This window comes from Flavobacterium swingsii, from assembly GCF_900111965.1.
In the GTDB taxonomy this organism is placed as follows: Bacteria; Bacteroidota; Bacteroidia; order Flavobacteriales; family Flavobacteriaceae; genus Flavobacterium; species Flavobacterium swingsii.
This window is the reverse complement of sequence record NZ_FOJT01000001.1, coordinates 452020-470303: the sequence shown is the minus strand read 5'-3', so window position 1 is coordinate 470303 and position 18284 is coordinate 452020. Positions and strand designations below refer to the sequence as shown.

At 30.8% G+C, this 18284-nt stretch carries 22 protein-coding genes; 11 read left to right on the top strand and 11 right to left on the bottom strand.

Annotation, left to right across the window (positions count from 1 at the left end; genetic code table 11):
• Positions 1 to 28: 28 nt before the first annotated feature.
• From BM053_RS02180 to BM053_RS02155, 6 genes are all read right to left on the bottom strand, one after another.
• The gene (locus tag BM053_RS02180; RefSeq protein WP_091473512.1) at positions 29 to 166 is read right to left on the bottom strand and encodes a DUF2256 domain-containing protein; all 138 of its coding nucleotides are present in this window, start codon (positions 164 to 166) and stop codon (positions 29 to 31) included.
• On the bottom strand, positions 132 to 1640 hold the full coding sequence (locus BM053_RS02175) for a cryptochrome/deoxyribodipyrimidine photo-lyase family protein (protein WP_091473509.1): 1509 nt from the start codon (positions 1638 to 1640) through the stop codon (positions 132 to 134). Before BM053_RS02175 ends, BM053_RS02180 begins: the two co-directional genes overlap by 35 nt.
• Before the next feature lie 3 nt (positions 1641 to 1643).
• On the bottom strand, positions 1644 to 2282 hold the full coding sequence (locus tag BM053_RS02170; RefSeq protein WP_091473507.1) for a flavin reductase family protein: 639 nt from the start codon (positions 2280 to 2282) through the stop codon (positions 1644 to 1646).
• Between the two features lie 42 nt (positions 2283 to 2324).
• Positions 2325 to 2744 carry a DUF2452 domain-containing protein gene (locus tag BM053_RS02165; protein ID WP_091473504.1) on the bottom strand — a complete coding sequence of 140 codons (420 nt, stop codon included), beginning with the start codon at positions 2742 to 2744 and terminating at the stop codon, positions 2325 to 2327.
• 4 nt (positions 2745 to 2748) lie between these two features.
• On the bottom strand, positions 2749 to 3039 hold the full coding sequence (locus BM053_RS02160; protein ID WP_091473502.1) for a TIGR03643 family protein: 291 nt from the start codon (positions 3037 to 3039) through the stop codon (positions 2749 to 2751).
• 134 nt (positions 3040 to 3173) lie between these two features.
• A complete protein-coding gene (locus BM053_RS02155; protein WP_091473500.1) occupies positions 3174 to 3629 on the bottom strand; it encodes a GAF domain-containing protein in 456 nt (151 codons plus the stop codon).
• Between the two features lie 71 nt (positions 3630 to 3700).
• Here BM053_RS02155 and xrtF point away from each other — a divergent pair, with 71 nt between their 5' ends.
• The 11 genes from xrtF (at position 3701) to BM053_RS02100 (ending at position 12422) form a co-directional block, all read left to right on the top strand.
• A complete protein-coding gene (gene xrtF / locus BM053_RS02150; RefSeq protein ID WP_091473498.1) occupies positions 3701 to 4243 on the top strand; it encodes an exosortase family protein XrtF in 543 nt (180 codons plus the stop codon).
• Positions 4221 to 4667 carry an exosortase F system-associated membrane protein gene (locus tag BM053_RS02145; RefSeq protein ID WP_091473497.1) on the top strand — a complete coding sequence of 149 codons (447 nt, stop codon included), beginning with the start codon at positions 4221 to 4223 and terminating at the stop codon, positions 4665 to 4667. Before xrtF ends, BM053_RS02145 begins: the two co-directional genes overlap by 23 nt.
• 46 nt (positions 4668 to 4713) lie before the next feature.
• Positions 4714 to 5115, top strand: a complete 402-nt coding sequence (locus BM053_RS02140) for an HYC_CC_PP family protein (RefSeq protein WP_244148497.1) — start codon at positions 4714 to 4716, stop codon at positions 5113 to 5115.
• 52 nt (positions 5116 to 5167) lie between these two features.
• Entirely contained in the window at positions 5168 to 7174 is a 2007-nt protein-coding gene (locus tag BM053_RS02135) for a TonB-dependent receptor plug domain-containing protein (protein WP_091473495.1), read from the top strand.
• A gap of 49 nt (positions 7175 to 7223) precedes the next feature.
• Positions 7224 to 7565, top strand: coding sequence for a heavy-metal-associated domain-containing protein (locus BM053_RS02130; protein WP_091473744.1), 342 nt, complete (start codon positions 7224 to 7226; stop codon positions 7563 to 7565).
• 99 nt (positions 7566 to 7664) lie between these two features.
• Positions 7665 to 7955 carry a hypothetical protein gene (locus tag BM053_RS02125; RefSeq protein ID WP_091473492.1) on the top strand — a complete coding sequence of 97 codons (291 nt, stop codon included), beginning with the start codon at positions 7665 to 7667 and terminating at the stop codon, positions 7953 to 7955.
• A 65-nt stretch (positions 7956 to 8020) separates the two neighbouring features.
• On the top strand, positions 8021 to 9622 hold the full coding sequence (locus tag BM053_RS02120; protein ID WP_091473490.1) for a SulP family inorganic anion transporter: 1602 nt from the start codon (positions 8021 to 8023) through the stop codon (positions 9620 to 9622).
• Between the two features lie 25 nt (positions 9623 to 9647).
• The gene (locus BM053_RS02115; RefSeq protein ID WP_091473488.1) at positions 9648 to 10313 is read left to right on the top strand and encodes a DUF2490 domain-containing protein; all 666 of its coding nucleotides are present in this window, start codon (positions 9648 to 9650) and stop codon (positions 10311 to 10313) included.
• Positions 10314 to 10343: 30 nt separating this feature from the next.
• Positions 10344 to 11003 (top strand): carbonic anhydrase family protein, encoded by a 660-nt coding sequence (locus BM053_RS02110; protein WP_091473485.1) that lies wholly within the window; start codon positions 10344 to 10346, stop codon positions 11001 to 11003.
• Positions 11004 to 11021: 18 nt separating this feature from the next.
• Complete coding sequence (gene can, locus BM053_RS02105; protein ID WP_091473483.1) at positions 11022 to 11657, top strand: carbonate dehydratase; 636 nt, start codon at positions 11022 to 11024, stop codon at positions 11655 to 11657.
• 84 nt (positions 11658 to 11741) lie between these two features.
• Entirely contained in the window at positions 11742 to 12422 is a 681-nt protein-coding gene (locus tag BM053_RS02100; protein WP_091473481.1) for a DedA family protein, read from the top strand.
• Positions 12423 to 12449: 27 nt separating this feature from the next.
• On the opposite strand, the gene BM053_RS02095 is transcribed toward BM053_RS02100, so the two are convergent.
• The 5 genes from BM053_RS02095 to BM053_RS02075 all read right to left on the bottom strand — a co-directional run bounded on the left by BM053_RS02095 (position 12450) and on the right by BM053_RS02075 (position 18264).
• A complete protein-coding gene (locus tag BM053_RS02095) occupies positions 12450 to 14828 on the bottom strand; it encodes a hypothetical protein (protein ID WP_091473479.1) in 2379 nt (792 codons plus the stop codon).
• A gap of 82 nt (positions 14829 to 14910) precedes the next feature.
• Complete coding sequence (gene groL, locus BM053_RS02090; RefSeq protein WP_091473476.1) at positions 14911 to 16539, bottom strand: chaperonin GroEL; 1629 nt, start codon at positions 16537 to 16539, stop codon at positions 14911 to 14913.
• A gap of 63 nt (positions 16540 to 16602) precedes the next feature.
• Entirely contained in the window at positions 16603 to 16878 is a 276-nt protein-coding gene (locus BM053_RS02085) for a co-chaperone GroES (protein ID WP_091473474.1), read from the bottom strand.
• Positions 16879 to 17010: 132 nt separating this feature from the next.
• Complete coding sequence (gene secG / locus BM053_RS02080) at positions 17011 to 17409, bottom strand: preprotein translocase subunit SecG (protein ID WP_091473472.1); 399 nt, start codon at positions 17407 to 17409, stop codon at positions 17011 to 17013.
• 3 nt (positions 17410 to 17412) lie between these two features.
• Positions 17413 to 18264 (bottom strand): tetratricopeptide repeat protein, encoded by an 852-nt coding sequence (locus BM053_RS02075; protein ID WP_091473469.1) that lies wholly within the window; start codon positions 18262 to 18264, stop codon positions 17413 to 17415.
• Between the last annotated feature and the right edge of the window lie 20 nt (positions 18265 to 18284).

Sequence of the window (18284 nt, the reverse complement as noted above, 5' to 3'; positions counted from 1 at the left end):
TTTTTTTAAAACCTTGTGGAAATACAAATTATTTATTCATTTTGCATTTATCACTGCAATATTTTACTTCGTCCCAAACTTTTTCCCACTTTTTGCGCCAAACGAAAGGTTTTTGACACACCAAACAAATTTTATTGGGTAGGTTTTGTTTTTTTACTCCTCGCATTTTTAGGTTTATTTGGGTTTGTTACGTGTTTTTGTAAGATTCTTTTTCCTTCTTCTTTCACTTCCTCTTTTTTGCGAAAACTCCAAACAATATCGCTGGCGTATTTTCGGGTTTCTTCAATGTTTACTATTGGTTCTGGATAATTCTCTCCGATTTCACAATTGTAAAATTGTTGTTCCATGTCGTTCATTTTCCACGGTTCGTGAAGTAATGAAACTGGAATTTCAGCTAATTCAGGTAACCATTGTTTGATGAAAACACCTTCCGAATCGTGTTCTTCCGAATTTTTAATTGGATTGTATATTCGAATCGTATTAATTCCAGTTGTTCCCGATTGCATTTGAATTTGTGGATAATGAATGCCAGGTTCGTAATCTAAAAATTGTCGGGCTAAAAAATGCAGTTCTCTCCAATCTTGCCATAAATTGAACGTAAAAAACGAAACTACCATGGCACGCATTCTGAAATTAATATAACCTGTTGTTACTAAACATCGCATGCAAGCATCAACAATTGGAACACCTGTTTTGCCTTCTTGCCAAGCTTTTATATATACTTCATTTTTAGGTTTGACTAAACTATCATAAGCGCGATTGGCGTTTTGAAATTCCATGTCACATTCGTCTTCAAATTTTTGCATAAAATGACAATGCCAATGTAATCGCGAGACAAAATTGAGAATCGCTCGTTTGTTTTTTGAAGTTTCATAAAACTGATTGGTATATTGATAAACCGCTCGCATACTGATATTTCCGTACGCTAAATAAGGTGATAATCGGCTACAACCTTTTCTACTTAAAGCTGGTTTTGAAATGTGTTTACTATAATTGACATAACGTTCTTTTACAAAACTATCTAAATAACGCCAAGCCAAAGTTTCGCCACCTTGTTGGAAATTTTTATTTGGAATGGTGATTGCTGAAGCTAATTCTTCGCCTTTTATTTCTCTGTAAAAAGATTCTTCTAATCTTTCAATCTTTAAATTTTCAATTTTCAAAATTTTAATTTCACCTCGCATCACATTTTCCCAACGCTTATCCCAGTTTTGTCTCGATTTTAATTTTCTAATCACACCGTGTAGTTGAAACTCTTTCCAAATAATATTATTTTTCTGAAAAAGGGCTTGCATCGCAATATCTCTATCGAAAGTGATTTTATTACCAATTTCTTGATGCGAAAAAATGGTTTTTACTTCGAAGTTCTTGATAATTTCTGAAAACACGAACGCTGCTTCGTTATGAAAAAAATAGATCTTATTATTTGTTGGATTTAATTTTTTTTGTAATTCTTGAATCGATTCGTAAATAAATCGCCAATGGCGCACATCGGCATCATCATAATTCATAACTGAAGGCTCGAAAATATAAATCAATAATAAAGGTAAATCAGATTGATGTGCGTGAAATAACGCTTCGTTATCTGTGAAACGTAAGTCTCGCTTAAACCAAACAATATTGATAGCTTTTTTATTCAAAACTTAGGTTATAGATGTGATTGCTTTATCTGGTTTCGCATAACTTAAACGACTTATTTTGATGGTTTTGTGATAACTATCCAAACCAGAACAAGTTATGGTATTTGCTTTTTCTAAATCTAAAAATCCATCTTCGCATAGACAATTTTCTGGAAAATAAACTTTTTTAATTTCTCCAATAATCATAATAGTGTTATTGATGGTAATATCTATTTTTTCTTTAAATTCAACGCCGAGTTGTATATTACTTTCTTTTACAAAAGGTGCTTTAAAATTATTTTTATATTCTGGTGTCAAATTAGTCGCATCAAATTCGGAAATATCAGCATCATAACGAGCTGAAGTTTGGTGTGCTTGTTTATAAATATTTTCGTTGATATGATTTATAGTATAAAAACCAGTTTCTAAGATATTTCTTAACGAATCTCGTTCTGGCGGACTTGGACGAAAAACCACCGCAATTAATGGAGGATTGGCTCCAATATGAAAAATAGAACTGAAAATCGCCAAATTAGTTTGTCCGTTATTATTTGTCGTTCCTAACAACGAAACACTTTTAAAACCACCCAAACTATTAATAAAATGAACACGTTCTTGTTTTTCCATGTTCATTATTTCTGTCGAAGAAATATGTTTTTGCATTACAATTTTGATGTTATAAAATTGGTTGAAAATCCTATCATTTTAAGAAAATAAGCTGTCTTTCTGATTTAAGATTAACCACTTTTTGTCGCTATTTAGCTTGAAAGTAGCAATATGTTCTTTATTCCATTCTTGCGGAGAAATTAATGATAAAAAGTTTATTCCGTCATTGCCAGTATACAAATGATAAATCTCGCCAATAACGGGTTCGAACGAAAATTGGGCATTATAAACCATATCGTTCCACTGGTATTCCTCCATTAATTTTTGATATTGTAACTTGAGTTCGTTAAACTTGTTTTCAAACTCTTTGTTCACATTATGTATGCCTCTATTTTTCCAAGCCACAACATCATCAGTCTTTATTACTGGTGCGCCAACTGTTGTTGCATAAGGTAAAATATTTGAGTTGTATCCTTTTTCTTCCGAAAAAGCTATACTATCAGGTATTTTATTATCCATTTTATTATCGTTTTGATATTTTATTATTAGAAATAGCTCTTTGCAGTTTGCATTTGAAACGGTCAATTCCTTCAAAACGTTTGTCAAGATGTTTGGTTTTGCAATTCTCAACACGCTTTCGCCAAAGTTTGTAACTAGAAAACTTGAGTTCTTTTTTCATCAACGCTTTTACATCGGCTTCGGTCAGCCCAAATTGAAATTTTATAGCATCAAAAGGAGTTCGGTCTTCCCAAGCCATTTCAATAATTCTGTCAATTGCAATGTCGTCTAATTTTGTTTTTTGTGAAATTGGCATTATTCTGTTTAATTAAAATTAAATAAAGTTAAACAAAATTAAACAATTTAATTTGGAATTCTATTAAGCATTGGAAATAAAAAAATCCGTTAATTAATAAAATTAACGGATTCTATAATATTAAATCTATCTGTTTAAAAGAGCAATGCAATTTGTTCGTTTACAAATTCTAAAAATTCTTCATCAGCTTTAGTAAATGGATCTAAAACATTAGAATCGATATCTATTTGTCCGATGTTTTTTCCGCTTACAAATAAAGGAACTACAATTTCCGATTTTACAGTAAAGCTGCAAGCAATATAATTGTCCTGCGCCGCAACATCTGGCACGACAAAGTTCTCGTTAGAAACCGCTACTTGTCCGCAAATTCCTTTCCCAAAAGGAATTACAGTATGGTCAGTTTCTGCCCCAACATAAGGGCCAAGATGTAAAGTTTTTGTTTCGTGATTGGCAAAATAAAATCCAACCCAAGTATAATAAGTGATGTTTGCCTCCAACAATTCGCAAACTTTCAATAATTTTTCATCTCGAGAAAATGCTGTGTTTGTCGTAATTTCAGTTACTTTTGGTTTTAATGCTTCGAAAGTCATAATTTCTAATTTTATGCAAAAGTATTTAAAGCTGGTTCTAATTTTTATATAAATTTGTTAAAATTTCTATTTTGAAAAAATATTTCACTCAATACAAACCATTTTTGCTTTTTCTAGGGAAATTTTTCTTGGCGTATTTTGTATTTACTCTTATTTATCGAATTTATATAGGAACTTCTTGTGATGATTGTATAGATGGAATAACTGAAAACGTTTCAGTATTAACAGGGAAATTTTCAAATTTAATAGGCATAAAGTTGTCAGTTGTTAGCGATTATATGCATTATAATATTGTTTACAACAATAAGATTGCCGCCACAATTATTGAAGGCTGTAACGCGATTAGCGTGATTATTTTATTTATTTCGTTTGTGATTGCTTTTTCTGGAAAACTAAAACAAACAGTGCTTTTTATTTTTTTTGGAAGTTTATTTATTTACATCTTAAACATACTTCGAATCATAATTTTAAGTGTTCTACTATATTATTATCCAGCGCAAGAACATATTTTGCACGGTGTAATTTTTCCCTTAATAATTTACGGAGCAGTATTTATTTTGTGGGTAATTTGGGTTAATAAATTTTCGAAATATGCTACAAAAACTACTAAATAATAAATTTAAAATCATTCAATTAGTTTTTCTAGTTGGATTATTGGCATTAGTTCGTGCTTTCGAAGATGAGTTGTTTTATGATCCATTTCTGAATTACTTTAAAGAAGAAAACGCTTCGGTTTATCCTGAAATAATATCTTTAAAATTATTTTTGAGTTTGTTTTTCAGGTATTTTATCAATACAATAATTTCAATAACAATTTTATATGTTATTTTTAAAGATTTAAATTTGGTTAAATTTTCATCAATTTTATATGCGTTGTTTTTCGTTCTGTTGATGATTTTATTTTTCGTTGTTTTAAATTTTTTCGATGAAAGTCACAAAACGACACTTTTTTACGTCAGAAGATTTATTATTCAGCCTATTTTTATTTTGCTTTTTATTCCAGCTTTTTATTTTCAAAAAGAAACAGAGAAAAAATAACAAATCATTGGCTTTTGTCCTTCAATTAATTACTTAACTTTGCGAAGTGAAAATTAGAAAACACATCAGTATTTTATTAGCGATGCTACTATTGGTTTCCAATGCTGGCTTGGCTTTTAATGTGCATTATTGTGGAGATGAGATTGATTCGGTTTCTATAAATAATCCGTTTTTTAATCAAAATCCTGAAGACGATTGTTGCGGAATTGCCGAAAAAAAATCGAATTGTTGTAATGATAAAGTTATAAAATTTGATAAAAAAGTCCAAAATTCGATTGTAAAAACAATTAGTTTTGAAATAAATACTCCTTTTATATTACAAGATTGGAAGCCTATTGTTTTTGACAAAAAAACAGTTTTCAAGAAAGAAAACGTAACCTCTTATACTTGTAATGCTAACCTTCCGCCCATTTTTATGCGGAATTGTCAACTCATTTTCTACGCCTAACTTTAATGTTTTAACTCGAACTCATCGAATTTTAAACATTAAATAATTTACAATGAAAAATACAATGCTATTTTTTGTTGTTTTACTTTCGTTTCCTGTTTTTGCACAAGACACATTACAAACTGTAAAAATAGAATTGGGACGAAAAAAACTTCAAAAATCATTACTCAAAACAACAAATACAACAGTTTTATCTAGTCATGAGTTGCTAAAAGCAGCTTGTTGCAACCTCGCCGAAAGTTTCGAAACAAATCCATCAATCGATGTTAATTTTTCCGATGCTTTAACAGGAACCAAGCAAATAAAAATGCTTGGACTTACAAGTCCATATTTATTAATTGCCGAAGAGAATATTCCTTCTGTTCGTGGTGCTTCGCAAGCTTACGGATTGTCATTTACACCTGGAACTTGGGTGGAAAGTATTCAGATTACAAAAGGAGCGGGAAGCGTAATAAATGGGTACGAAAGTATCTCAGGACAAATAAATACCGAATTGCTAAAACCCATAAAAGACATTCCGTTTTTTTTGAATGTATATGGCTCGACCGATTCTAGAATGGAAATAAACACGCATTTGAATAAGAAGTTGTCAGACAAATGGGCAACTAGTTTATTCGTTCACGGAAACAATCGTCTGTCTAAAAACGACATGAATAATGATGGTTTTTTGGATAATCCGTTGGGAAATCAGATAAATATTCTGAACCGTTGGCAATATACAAATGCCGAAAAAGGCTGGGTTAGTTTTTTGAATTTCAGATATATGAATGACGAAAAACAAACAGGTCAAGTTAATTTTAATCCAAATACAGATAAATTAACGACCAGTTCTTGGGGTTCTGAAATAAATACGCAACGTTTCGATTTTTCATCAAAAATTGGATACGTTTGGCCAGAAATGCCATACCAAAGCATCGGTTTTCAAAATGCTTATAATTCGCATAATCAAGAATCGTATTTTGGGTTAATACAATATAATATCAAGCAAAATAGTTTTTATTCGAACCTAATTTTCAATTCGATAATTAGCAATACGATGAATAAGTTTTCGACAGGATTAAATTTTACTTCCGACGAATACAAGGAATTTGTAAACACAAATGATTATAGCCGAAAAGACAATTCTCTTGGTGCTTTCCTAGAATATACTTATGATAATACCGATAATTTTAGCATTATTTTAGGTGGAAGATTAGATTATCAGAACCGACTCGGGTTTTTTGCAACACCAAGACTTCACGCTAGATACAATCCTTGGGAAGGTGGTGTTTTGCGATTTTCGGCAGGAAGAGGAAAACGTTCGGCTAATATTTTTGCCGAAAATCAACAACTTTTCGGAAGTTCTAGAAGTTTTAATATTTTAGATACTAATGGGAAAATTTACGGACTAAATCCTGAAATAGCTTGGAATTATGGTGCTGGTTTTTTACAGAAATTTAAAATTTTTACAAAAAGCGCCGATGTTTCTGTCGATTTCTATAGAACCGATTTTCAGAATCAAGTTGTGGTCGATTTGTTTGAAAGCGCGCAACAAGTCGATTTTTATAATTTGAAAGGGAAATCGTTTGCCAATAGTTTGCAATTCGAATTTAATTTAGAAATTATAAAACATCTAAATTTAAGAACGTCGTATAAATTTTATGACAATAAAACCGATTATAATTCGGGTAGTTTTCAGCGACCATTGCAAGCACAACAACGCTTTTTTGCAAACTTAGAATTTGAAACACATATTAAAGATAAAGGACAACAATGGAAATTTGATTATACTTTCAATTGGATTGGGAAACAACAATTGCCAAACACGACAACAAATCCTATTCAGGATAGGTTGTCTGGTTTTTCTAAATCTTATTCGTTAATGAATGCCCAAATTACACGAACTTTTTCTTCAACATTCGAAATGTATGTTGGTGGCGAAAACATGGGTAATTACAAACAGGAAAAAGCAATTTTAGGAGCAGACAATCCTTTTGGAACAAGTTTTGATAGTAGTATTGTATATGCTCCAGTTTTTGGACAAATGTATTATGCAGGTTTGCGATTTAAGATTAAATAGTTTTCAATATCAAAAATCAATGTCAATAACAATTTTAAAATCAATAAAAATGAAAAATATAATTTTAATACTAATGATTTCTTTTCTTGGGTTTTCTATGAATGCACAAGAAGCGAAAAAGAATAAAAATGCCAAATATACTATTGAAGTAAATGGTAATTGCGAACAATGTCAGAAGCGAATTCAAAAAGTAGCTTTGGGAGTTTCTGGCGTAAAAACAGCAACTTGGAGTATCGAAACACATCAGTTAAACCTTATTTTAAACGAAGAAAAAACTACCGTTCTTGATGTGAAAAAAGCCATTGCAAAAGTAGGTCACGATACAGATGCGGTAAAAGCAACCAATAAAGACTACGATAATCTGCATAGTTGTTGCAAATACGAACGATAAAAAAAATAAACTCCTTAAAAAAAAATACTTTTAAGGAGTTTTTTTATAAATGAATGTTAATGTGTAGTTGAAACAAAATTTATTTTTTAAATTCGCCATATGAAATTTTTTACCAGATTAGTTTTAGCGATTTTTATTTTATTTCAGTTTTCAACCATTATTATATGTGTGATTAATGCTCGAAATGAAACCAATGTTGCTATTAATATTACGGAAGAAGAGGAACATTCAAAGCATATTAAAGAAGTAAAATCGGTTTTTGTTGTTTCTAACTACAAATTATTGCCTCTTTTTGATGAAACCCCTAAAAGAAAAGTTCATGACAACTACTTGTTGAAAAAATATATAGCAGATGTTTCTATCTTTCTGCTACCACCTGAACAGGTTTAAAACATAAAATTAAAACTACAGACAATGTGTCTGTGGTAAAATATTGTTTTAAATTTAAAGGTAATATGACAAAAAAAATCAATCTTTTTGCTAACCTTAAATCTGATTTTGCATCAGGTTTAGTGGTTTTTTTGGTGGCATTGCCACTTTGTTTAGGTATTGCGCTTGCGAGTGGCGCACCACTTTTTTCAGGAATTATTGCAGGTGTAATAGGAGGAATCGTAATAGGTTATCTTAGCAAATCACATTTAAGTGTTTCTGGTCCAGCAGCGGGTTTAACAGCAATTGTTTTAACAGCCATAACTGATTTGGGTTCGTTTAATGCTTTTCTTTTGGCTGTTTTTTTAGCCGGAATTTTTCAATTGGCACTTGGATTCATTAAAGCAGGAACAATTTCTAATTATTTTCCGAGTAATGTAATTGAAGGAATGTTGGCGGGAATTGGTGTAATAATCATTCTAAAGCAAATTCCACACGCAGTTGGATATGATAATGATTATGAAGGTGATCAAGCTTTTTTTCAATCAGATGGTCAAAATACTTTTTCTGAATTATTTTCCATTTTCGATCATTTGCAGTTAGGTTCAGTTGTAATAGCTGTGATTTCCTTATTTATATTGATTGCTTGGGACAAAATTAGTTTTTTAAAAAATCTAAAACTCGTTCCTGCTGCTTTAATTGCTGTAATTGTAAGTGTTGTATTGAATGAATTTTTTATATTCTACGGAAGTAGTTTGGCAATATCAAGTGAGCATTTAGTAACTTTACCTGTTCCAGAATCCTTTGACGAGTTGAAAAATATTATTGTTTCTCCAGATTTTTCAGCCATTACAAACAGTAAAGTATGGATTGTTGCGGCTACAATCGCTGTAGTTGCTTCTATCGAAACCTTGCTTTGTATGGAAGCTGCTGATAAAATGGATGCTCAAAAGCGTTATTCAGATACAAACGTAGAGTTAAAAGCACAAGGCGTTGGAAATATTTTAAGTTCATTACTTGGCGGTTTGCCCATGACATCAGTAGTTGTTAGAACTTCGGCCAATAATAATGCTGGCGCAAAATCTAAAATGTCTGCTATTATTCATGGAGTATTATTGCTGGTAAGCGTTTTGGCAATTCCTACAATTTTGAATAAAATTCCGTATGCTACTTTAGCGGCTATTTTATTATTAGTTGGATATAAATTAGCAAATCCGAAAACGGTGAAGCATTTTTGGAAAAAAGATAAAATTTATCAGTTCATCCCGTTTATTGCCACCTTTGTTGCTGTCGTTTTGACTGATTTGTTAAAAGGAGTTGCATTAGGAATGATAATTAGTGTTATTTTTATCTTAAAAGGGAATATGCAAAGAGCCTATGTGTTTAGAAAAGAAGCTTTTCATGATGGTGATGTAATACATATTGATTTGGCACAAGAGGTATCTTTTTTGAATAAAGCCGCCATCAAATCGACATTGGCATCTATTCCAGAAAATTCAAAAGTGATTATCAATGCTTCAGAAACCGTCTATATTGCACACGATGTTCTGGATTTGATAAAAGAATTTAAAAAAATAAAATCGAAAGAAGAAAATATAAAAGTTAAATTAGTAGGCTTTAAGAAAGCATACGATTTAGTAAATACTGGTGAAGAAGACAAACATGTTTTTGTAGAACAGAAAGTTTAAAAAGCACAATTCTAAATTCGTAATAATGAAAATAGTATATATAATTATTGTTTTTATATGCTTTTGTAATCTTTCTTTTTCTCAAAAATCGGAAACGGGTAATTGGTTTATGTATTTTGGTAATCAAAAGATTAATTCAAAATGGAATTGGCATAATGAAGTTCAGTATAGAAATTATAATTTCATTGGAGATACCAATCAATTGTTATTAAGAACAGGAATTGGATACAATCTAACAGAAGATAATAACAATCTTCTGTTAGGTTATGGATTTATTAATACCCAAAAGTATATACCCAATTCCGAACAAAAAGTAGAATCAAACGAACATAGGATTTACCAGCAGTTTGTTACTAAACAAAAGATAGGACGCTTATTTATTAATCATAGATATAGGATTGAAGAGCGTTTGATTAAGCCTAATTTTCAAATGCGTTTCCGATATTTGTTAGGAGTTAATATTCCTATAAATACTAAAACATTGGAAAAAAATACAATTTATTTATCTGCATACAATGAAATTTTTATAAATGCAGAGAGTCCAATATTTGACAGAAATCGCTTGTATGGCGCATTAGGTTATTATATCCATAAAAACATTAAAATAGAAGCAGGGTTTATGGCACAAACACTCGAGAATTCTGATCGAAATCAGTTTCAAATAGCCATTTTCAATAATTTGCCATTTTAAGAAATTTAAAATAAAAAATAACATATAATTATGAAAGCACACAATAGAGAATCACAAGCACAAATGACTCCACAAAGAGCATTGGAGTTTTTAGAAGAGGGAAATAAAAGATTTGTAAACAATCTTAAAGCACATAGAGATTTATTAGAACAAGTAAATGCAACGGTTGATGGTCAGTGGCCATTTGCTACAATATTGAGTTGTATTGATAGTAGAACATCGGCAGAATTAATTTTCGACCAAGGACTTGGTGATGTATTCTCGGTTAGAATTGCAGGAAATATCGTAAATACCGACATTTTAGGAAGTATGGAATTCGCTTGTAAAGTGGCAGGTTCTAAGCTAATTGTAGTACTTGGTCATAGTAAATGTGGTGCTGTAAAAGGTGCTTGCGACCATGTAGAAATGGGGAATTTAACAGAGTTATTATCTAAAATACAACCTGCTGTTTATCAAGAAAAAAGCACAAATGAAGATAGAACTTCTAAAAATGCTACTTTTGTAGAAAATGTAGCTGAAATTAATGTGAAACGAAGTGTGAAAAGCATTCTCGAGCGTAGCAATATTATTGAACAAATGGTCGAAAATGGAGAGATTGGAATTATTGGAGCTATGCACAATATAGAAACAGGTAAGGTTACTTTTTATAAAGACACATTATTTATAAAAGATACTCAGAGCTTGGTTTAAAATAAAAAAAAGAATAAGATGAGTGAGTTTTATAAAAAAATATTAGATAATAATAAAAAGTGGGTTGAAAATCAATTAAAAACTGATGCTAATTATTTTAAAGATTTATCGGAAGGACAAAGTCCGCCATTATTATGGATAGGTTGTTCAGATAGTCGTGTTCCTGCAAATGAAATTATAGGAGCAAAACCAGGAGAGGTTTTTGTACACAGAAACATTGCAAATATGGTTATTCATAGTGATATGAATATGTTGAGCGTATTAGATTATGCTGTAAATGTACTAAAAGTAAAACATGTTTTAGTTTGCGGACATTACGGTTGTGGTGGTGTAAAAACTGCTATGGGTAATGCTTCGGTAGGAATTATAGACAATTGGATTCGTCATATAAAAGACGTGTATCGTCATCATAAAGGCGAATTAGATGCTATTGTTGATGAAAATGAACGTTTTAATCGTTTTGTAGAAGTAAATGTTATAGAGCAAGTGTCGGATTTAGCAAAAACATCGATCGTACAAAACGCTTGGAAAAATGGTCAAGAATTGTATTTACACGGTTGGGTTTACGGGTTGAATTCTGGAATTGTAACCGATTTAGGTGTAAATTATAGTTCGAACGATGATTTAGACGATGTTTATCAGCTTAATATTTAATACAACATTAATATATTTAAATTGGGCGAATGTACTAATTGTGGTACATTCGCTTTTTTAAAATAAAACTTTTATATTTACTACATGAATAACTTTGATTGGAAACAACTTTTTAACCCAGAATTTTATATTTTATTAGAATTTAATGGCATTAAAATCGGCTTAATTGTAGTATTGTTTATCGTTTTTGCAGAAACAGGATTGCTAGCAGGCTTTTTTCTGCCAGGAGATAGTTTGTTGTTTTTGGCTGGGATTTATAGCGAAGCATTAATGCAACAAATATCATTAGGAAACGGATTTGTTAACGTTACAGTTTTGGCATCTTTGGTAGCTGTGATGGGAATTACGGGGAATATGTTTGGCTATTGGTTTGGGGCAAAAAGTGGAGCGTATTTATACAACCGCAAAGACAATTTCTTATTCAAAAGAAAATATTTATTAGATGCAAAAGCCTTTTTTGACAAATACGGAAACAAAGCCATCATTTTTGCACGATTTATTCCTATTGTGAGAACATTTACACCAGTTATTGCCGGAATTGTAGGAATGAACAAAAAGAGTTTTATGTTTTTTAATATTTTAGGTTCTTTTTTGTGGGCGTTTACAATGATTTTTTCGGGACATTATTTGTATCAGTTGTTTTTAGAAAGATTTCACATCGATTTAAAACATTATATCGAATACATAGTAATTGGAATTGTCGCAGTAACTACTTTCCCAGTGTTGTTTAAACTGCTAAAAAAATCAGTTCATTTAGAAGATTAAAGTTAAATAAAAGAATTAGATAGTTTTTTATTTAATATCTAATATCTTTATTTCTGAAATCATTTCACCATCACTTGAAATTCCTTCTATAATTATTTTGACAGATTTTTGAAATAAATTGGGGAATGAAAAATGAAATTGCCCACTTTCATTCGTTAAAACTTTTGGATTCCAATAAATTGTTCCAAAGTTTTTAAATCCTTTATCGTTAACATTATTATATTTAGGATTTTCGAACTGTCTAATAGGTTGAAATCCATTTGTGATTTTAAAGGATTTCGATAGTATACTTAAATTATTAGTAGACACAAAATTCTTCTTAGTATATATCATTATAGATCCATTTGCTCCCATAGAACCTAATCCGTAACCTGATTTATTAAAATATATTTCATCAACATTACTTAAACTTAAATTATATAATTGGTTAAACTCTGAAGGAGTGTTGTCAATAAATAAAGCTGGGCTACTGGAACTATTTAAAGAAGAAGTTCGTCTACTGCTAACGGTTATATCAATGCCACTATTGTTAACTTGATAACCATGAAATTGAATAAAGCTAATGATATCTATAAATCTTTTAGCTTCGTCGTCAGTTATTTTGAAGCCGTCTGCCATACCTTGATTCAAGCGGTTTGAGGCATATTTTAATTTTTTAGTTTTAATTCCACTTGATATATTAACACTATCCAAAATAATTGAATTCCAAAGTTTTGGAAATTCAATTTCGTCAACTTTTGAACCATCTAAAATACAAGATTTCTCTTTGACAACAAAGGGTTTTATGAACTTACGATTGTTGTTTAAAATTTGAGAATATTGCTTTAATTTTAAATTGTTTCCTTTCAAATCGGATAATTTAAAATGTACAAATGAAGAATCAATCGCCATAATGTTTTCAAAAACGTATTCATTTTTTTCATTTAAATCTGAAAATTCATTTAGATTGCTTGAAGGTGAACATAAATTTATTTTGATGCCTTTAGAGTTTTTCAATGATTCATCGTTTATTCTACCTTTTATAGTAAGACCTTGGTCGAAAGAAAACTTATCTTCAGGGATATTATTTAGAAGCTTGTTAAAATCATATTTAGCATTTAAAGTTATTAGTTGATTGTCTAATTGTGCATGTTTAGATTTACTAAAGTCATTAAGAAAATAGTTAGAATCTATATTTTCATTAATTAGATAATTATCAAAAAGGAAAGAATTAAAAATAGGTTTGCTTAAATAAGTACTCTGAGATTCATTTGGTAATATTGAGATGCTTAGTTCTCCAAAAATTAAAGGAGAAAAGCCATTAATATCTACAGTACCATTTTTTATTTGTGCAATTGCTAATTTAGTATTGTCTAAACTTTTCAGAGGTTTGTAAATGACTCTTTCTGCAATTTTATTTAATTTTTTATCAATTAAAGTAATTGTGTTTATTCCGCTTAAAAACAAATCATTACTTAGAATTAGAGTTTTTTCACTTTTGTTTTCTTCAAAAATAACATCTAAAAAAAATGCATTGTCATTCTGATGTACTAATAATGCTAAAGAATCGTTGGTTAAACTTGAAATTGTTCTTTTGTTTGACCTTATTGTTACGATTGCTTTATTTGGAAGGGTATAATTATTTATTGCCATATTATAACCTGATAGCGTTACATTAGGTAAATGTTTTTCTGTTTTTTTGCCATTAATTTCAAAAGCTAGTTTGTATAATTGATTGCTAGGATTGTTTATTACGAATTTTCCGTAACCAAAATTGTCTGTTGAAAAAGAGGTTATGAGGCTTCCTTTAGAGTCTAAAATCTCTACATTATTTGCAATAATCCCATTTTCGTTACAATCAGATATTTTAACTCCAAAAGTATTTGATACACCTTCTAAAAACACTCCGCTTTCTGGATATAAAAGAACGTCAAGTGTATTAAAGTTTATTTTTTTGGGGTTTATGTAATTATTTTCTAAAGGATTTAGGATAAAAATTTTATAAATAGAAGATTCATCTTCGGTAAAATTATTCATGTAGTTCGTGAATACTTGTAAATAATAAATACCAGATTTAAAATTTTTATCAATTACTAAGTCTCCTTCAAATGTGCTATTTTCGGCGAAATAAAGTTTTGTTGTAATGTTTTTTCCGTGTTCGTCAATTAACGAGACAAATACATTCGATGTTTTTGCATAAGGTTTTTTGCTCTTTTTTTCTATAATATATCCTTTAAACCATATCTTTTCTTCAGTTAAGTAGGTGCTTTTGTTTAACTGTAAATGAATATTTTCTCTATCTAACTTATAATAGTTTTCAATTGATTTTGTTATTCCCTCTTCATTTTTCTTTAAATCATCTTGAGCTTTGATAATGTTAGAAAATAGTATTGTTAAAAATATAAAAAAAGATAGGCTAGTTTTCATGTGTTATTTTAAAAAATGGGATTATAAAAAAATCAGGCAAAACATTTTTGCCTGATTTTGTTTTTTTGGTGACAAGTTAATCTTACATCATGCCTGGCATACCGCCACCCATTTGTCCGCCACCAGCGTTTTCTTCTTTTATTTCGACCAAAGCACATTCGGTAGTAAGAATCATTCCAGCAACTGAAGCGGCGTTTTCTAACGCTACACGAGTTACTTTTTTAGGATCTATAATTCCCGCTTTTAGCATATCTACATATTCGTCAGTTTTAGCATTGTAACCAAAATCACCTTTTCCTTCCGCTACTTTTGCGACTACAACAGAACCTTCCAAACCTGCATTTTCAACAATAGTTCTTAACGGAGCTTCTACAGCGCGAGATACAATTTGTATTCCTGTAGCTTCGTCGGCATTATCGGCTTTAATATCTTTCAATACATTTTTAGCTCTTAGTAAAGCGACTCCACCACCAGCAACAATTCCTTCTTCGACTGCTGCACGAGTTGCGTGTAAAGCATCGTCAACACGGTCTTTTTTCTCTTTCATTTCTACTTCAGAAGCAGCACCAACATAAAGAACTGCAACTCCACCAGCTAATTTAGCCAAACGTTCTTGCAATTTTTCTTTGTCATATTCAGAAGTTGAAGCTTCCATTTGACCTTTTATTTGATTGACACGATTTTTAATCATATCTGCTTCACCAGCACCACTTACAATTGTAGTGTTATCTTTATCGATAGTTACTCTTTTTGCAGTTCCTAACATTTCGATAGTCGTGTTCTCTAAGGTAAAACCTCTTTCTTCAGAAATTACAGTTCCACCAGTTAAGATGGCAATATCTTCTAACATTGCTTTTCTTCTGTCACCAAAACCAGGTGCTTTAACAGCCGCGATTTTTAATGCACCACGCAATTTATTTACTACTAATGTTGATAAAGCTTCACCATCTACATCTTCAGCAATAATCAATAATGGTTTTCCAGATTGAGCTACTGGTTCCAAAACAGGAAGTAACTCTTTCAAAGAAGATACTTTTTTGTCATACAAAAGAATATATGGACTTTCTAATTCTGCATCCATTTTTTCAGGATTGGTCACAAAATAAGGAGAAAGATATCCTCTGTCAAACTGCATTCCTTCTACAACATCTACATAAGTATCTGTTCCTTTAGCTTCTTCAACTGTAATTACACCTTCTTTTCCAACTTTGGCGAAAGCATTTGCGATTAATTCGCCAATTACTTCGTCATTATTTGCAGAAATAGATGCGATTTGTTTTATTTTTTCTGAATCACTTCCAACAACTTTAGCTTGTTTAGTCAAATCGGCAACAATAGCTTCAACAGCTTTGTCAATTCCTCTTTTCAAATCCATTGGATTGGCTCCGGCAGCTACGTTTTTCAAACCTTCTTTTACAATAGCTTGTGCTAAAACAGTTGCAGTTGTAGTTCCATCTCCAGCCAAATCGTTGGTTTTTGAGGCTACTTCTTTCACCATTTGAGCTCCCATGTTTTCTAATGGGTCTTTTAATTCAATTTCTTTGGCAACGGTAACTCCATCTTTAGTAACGGTTGGTCCACCGAAAGATTTTCCAATAATTACGTTACGCCCTTTTGGTCCAAGGGTTACTTTTACTGCGTTTGCTAATGCATCAACACCACGTTTTAATCCGTCACGTGCTTCTATATCAAATTTTATATCTTTTGCCATCTCTGAGTTTATTTGTTTATTCGTTAATTTGGTTATTTGAAAATACTTGTCTACAGCTTAAAGCTATATAATTGCTAAAATATCCTCTTCTCTCATGATCAAATAATCTTTTCCTTCTAGTTTCAATTCAGTTCCAGCATATTTTCCGTAAAGTACAGAATCTCCAACTTTTACCGTAAGGGGTTCGTCTTTTTTTCCGTTTCCAATTGCAACTACAGTACCTTTTTGTGGTTTTTCTTTGGCAGTGTCTGGAATAAAAATTCCTGAAGCTGTTTTTGTTTCAGCAGCTATTGGTTCGATAAGAACTCTGTCTGAAAGTGGTTTGATATTTAATGCCATAATAATATATTTTGTTTTATTTATGTTATTGTCTTTTCAGAAATTATGCCAAGCAATTAAAACTGACATTTTTTCTTATAAAAAATGCCAGCATTGACAGGCTGGCACTTTGATTTTATATTTCGTAAGAAACTATTTTTTAGCTTCTTCGGTTACTGGTTTAGCAGCTTCCGTAGTAGCTGGTGTTTCAGTTGCTTTTGTTTCCGTTTTTGCAGCTTCTGGAGTTGCTTGTGGTGCAGTAGGAATTGCTGGTGCCGTAACGGCGCTATCATCAATTACTTTAGAACCAGTATCGCTACTTCCTCCGTTAAAACTTAAACTTGACATTAAAATTAATACGATTAATGCACCTGCAAGATACCAAGTACTTTTGTCTAAAAAGTCTGTTGTTTTTTGCACTCCACCCATTTGAGTTGACCCTCCTAATGAAGAAGATAATCCACCACCTTTAGGGTTTTGAACCATGATGACTACGATAAGTAAGAAACAAACTATTGTTATTAAGACTAAAAAAATTGTAAATGTGCTCATTGTTTAACTATTATTATTTTGTTGTAACGTTTTTATATCCGAAATTCGGTCTGCAAAGAAAGTAATTTTTTCTGGATATTTCAAAATTAATATCTCATATGCTTGAATTGCTTTGCTATATTTTTTTTGTTCTAAATAAACCTTGGCTAAAGTTTCGGTCATTAGATAAGAATTGTCTTCTGTTTTTACAGCAATTACAGGTGTTGAAGCATCTTTTTTAACTGGCGAAATTTTAGGATTTGCTTCTATAAATTTGTCGATAATATCTAATTTTGATGACAAATTATTTTCTAAAATAGGATTTTCTTCTCTAATTATTGGTTTTATTTTAGATAATTGTAACCATTCTTGAAACGAATGTGTTTCGGAATTATTGAATGTTAGTGGTTTTCCTATTTCTAATTTTTCTTCAATAGCTAAAACTTCAACTTTTTCGAATATTATTTCTTCTTCAATATCTTGATTGGCTTCTTTTATAGACGAAATAATCGATTTTTCGAGGTTGTTTATTTCTGGTTTTATTTCGGTTTCAATAATTTCTATTATCGTGCTATCTACAACAGTTATGTCAAGAATTTGGGCTTCTTTTTCTTCAAAATATCCTTTCTGAATACCGATAAAATTTTCGGAAGTAATTAAATCAAATAAAATAGTTCTGTCGGTTGTAAAAGCTGCTGTATTTTTTAATTCCGAATTATATTTGAAACTATCTTGTTTGTATAAACCTTTTAAATGCAAACTTCTGGCACTTTGAAAATAAGGAAAATCATGCAAAATTTTTTCCAAAGCAATTATTTGCCTGTCATTGACGGCATCGGGTTTGTTTATTAAATAAGTGTATTCTGTTACGTTCATTTTCAGATTTCAATCTAATA

What these genes read in the sequence shown, in the direction of transcription:
- BM053_RS02100 (WP_091473481.1), top strand. Translation starts at nt 11,742, where the DNA reads ATGAATAACTTTGATTGGAAACAACTTTTTAACCCAGAATTTTATATT.
- groL (WP_091473476.1), bottom strand. Translation starts at nt 16,539, where the DNA reads ATGGCAAAAGATATAAAATTTGATATAGAAGCACGTGACGGATTAAAA.
- secG (WP_091473472.1), bottom strand. Translation starts at nt 17,409, where the DNA reads ATGAGCACATTTACAATTTTTTTAGTCTTAATAACAATAGTTTGTTTC.
- BM053_RS02180 (WP_091473512.1), bottom strand. Translation starts at nt 166, where the DNA reads ATGCGAGGAGTAAAAAAACAAAACCTACCCAATAAAATTTGTTTGGTG.
- BM053_RS02170 (WP_091473507.1), bottom strand. Translation starts at nt 2,282, where the DNA reads ATGCAAAAACATATTTCTTCGACAGAAATAATGAACATGGAAAAACAA.
- BM053_RS02085 (WP_091473474.1), bottom strand. Translation starts at nt 16,878, where the DNA reads ATGGCATTAAATATCAAACCACTTTCAGACAGAGTTCTTATCGAACCA.
- BM053_RS02160 (WP_091473502.1), bottom strand. Translation starts at nt 3,039, where the DNA reads ATGCCAATTTCACAAAAAACAAAATTAGACGACATTGCAATTGACAGA.
- BM053_RS02125 (WP_091473492.1), top strand. Translation starts at nt 7,665, where the DNA reads ATGAAATTTTTTACCAGATTAGTTTTAGCGATTTTTATTTTATTTCAG.
- BM053_RS02120 (WP_091473490.1), top strand. Translation starts at nt 8,021, where the DNA reads ATGACAAAAAAAATCAATCTTTTTGCTAACCTTAAATCTGATTTTGCA.
- BM053_RS02145 (WP_091473497.1), top strand. Translation starts at nt 4,221, where the DNA reads ATGCTACAAAAACTACTAAATAATAAATTTAAAATCATTCAATTAGTT.
- can (WP_091473483.1), top strand. Translation starts at nt 11,022, where the DNA reads ATGAGTGAGTTTTATAAAAAAATATTAGATAATAATAAAAAGTGGGTT.
- BM053_RS02130 (WP_091473744.1), top strand. Translation starts at nt 7,224, where the DNA reads ATGAAAAATATAATTTTAATACTAATGATTTCTTTTCTTGGGTTTTCT.
- BM053_RS02075 (WP_091473469.1), bottom strand. Translation starts at nt 18,264, where the DNA reads ATGAACGTAACAGAATACACTTATTTAATAAACAAACCCGATGCCGTC.
- BM053_RS02155 (WP_091473500.1), bottom strand. Translation starts at nt 3,629, where the DNA reads ATGACTTTCGAAGCATTAAAACCAAAAGTAACTGAAATTACGACAAAC.
- BM053_RS02135 (WP_091473495.1), top strand. Translation starts at nt 5,168, where the DNA reads ATGAAAAATACAATGCTATTTTTTGTTGTTTTACTTTCGTTTCCTGTT.
- BM053_RS02095 (WP_091473479.1), bottom strand. Translation starts at nt 14,828, where the DNA reads ATGAAAACTAGCCTATCTTTTTTTATATTTTTAACAATACTATTTTCT.
- BM053_RS02110 (WP_091473485.1), top strand. Translation starts at nt 10,344, where the DNA reads ATGAAAGCACACAATAGAGAATCACAAGCACAAATGACTCCACAAAGA.
- BM053_RS02165 (WP_091473504.1), bottom strand. Translation starts at nt 2,744, where the DNA reads ATGGATAATAAAATACCTGATAGTATAGCTTTTTCGGAAGAAAAAGGA.
- BM053_RS02115 (WP_091473488.1), top strand. Translation starts at nt 9,648, where the DNA reads ATGAAAATAGTATATATAATTATTGTTTTTATATGCTTTTGTAATCTT.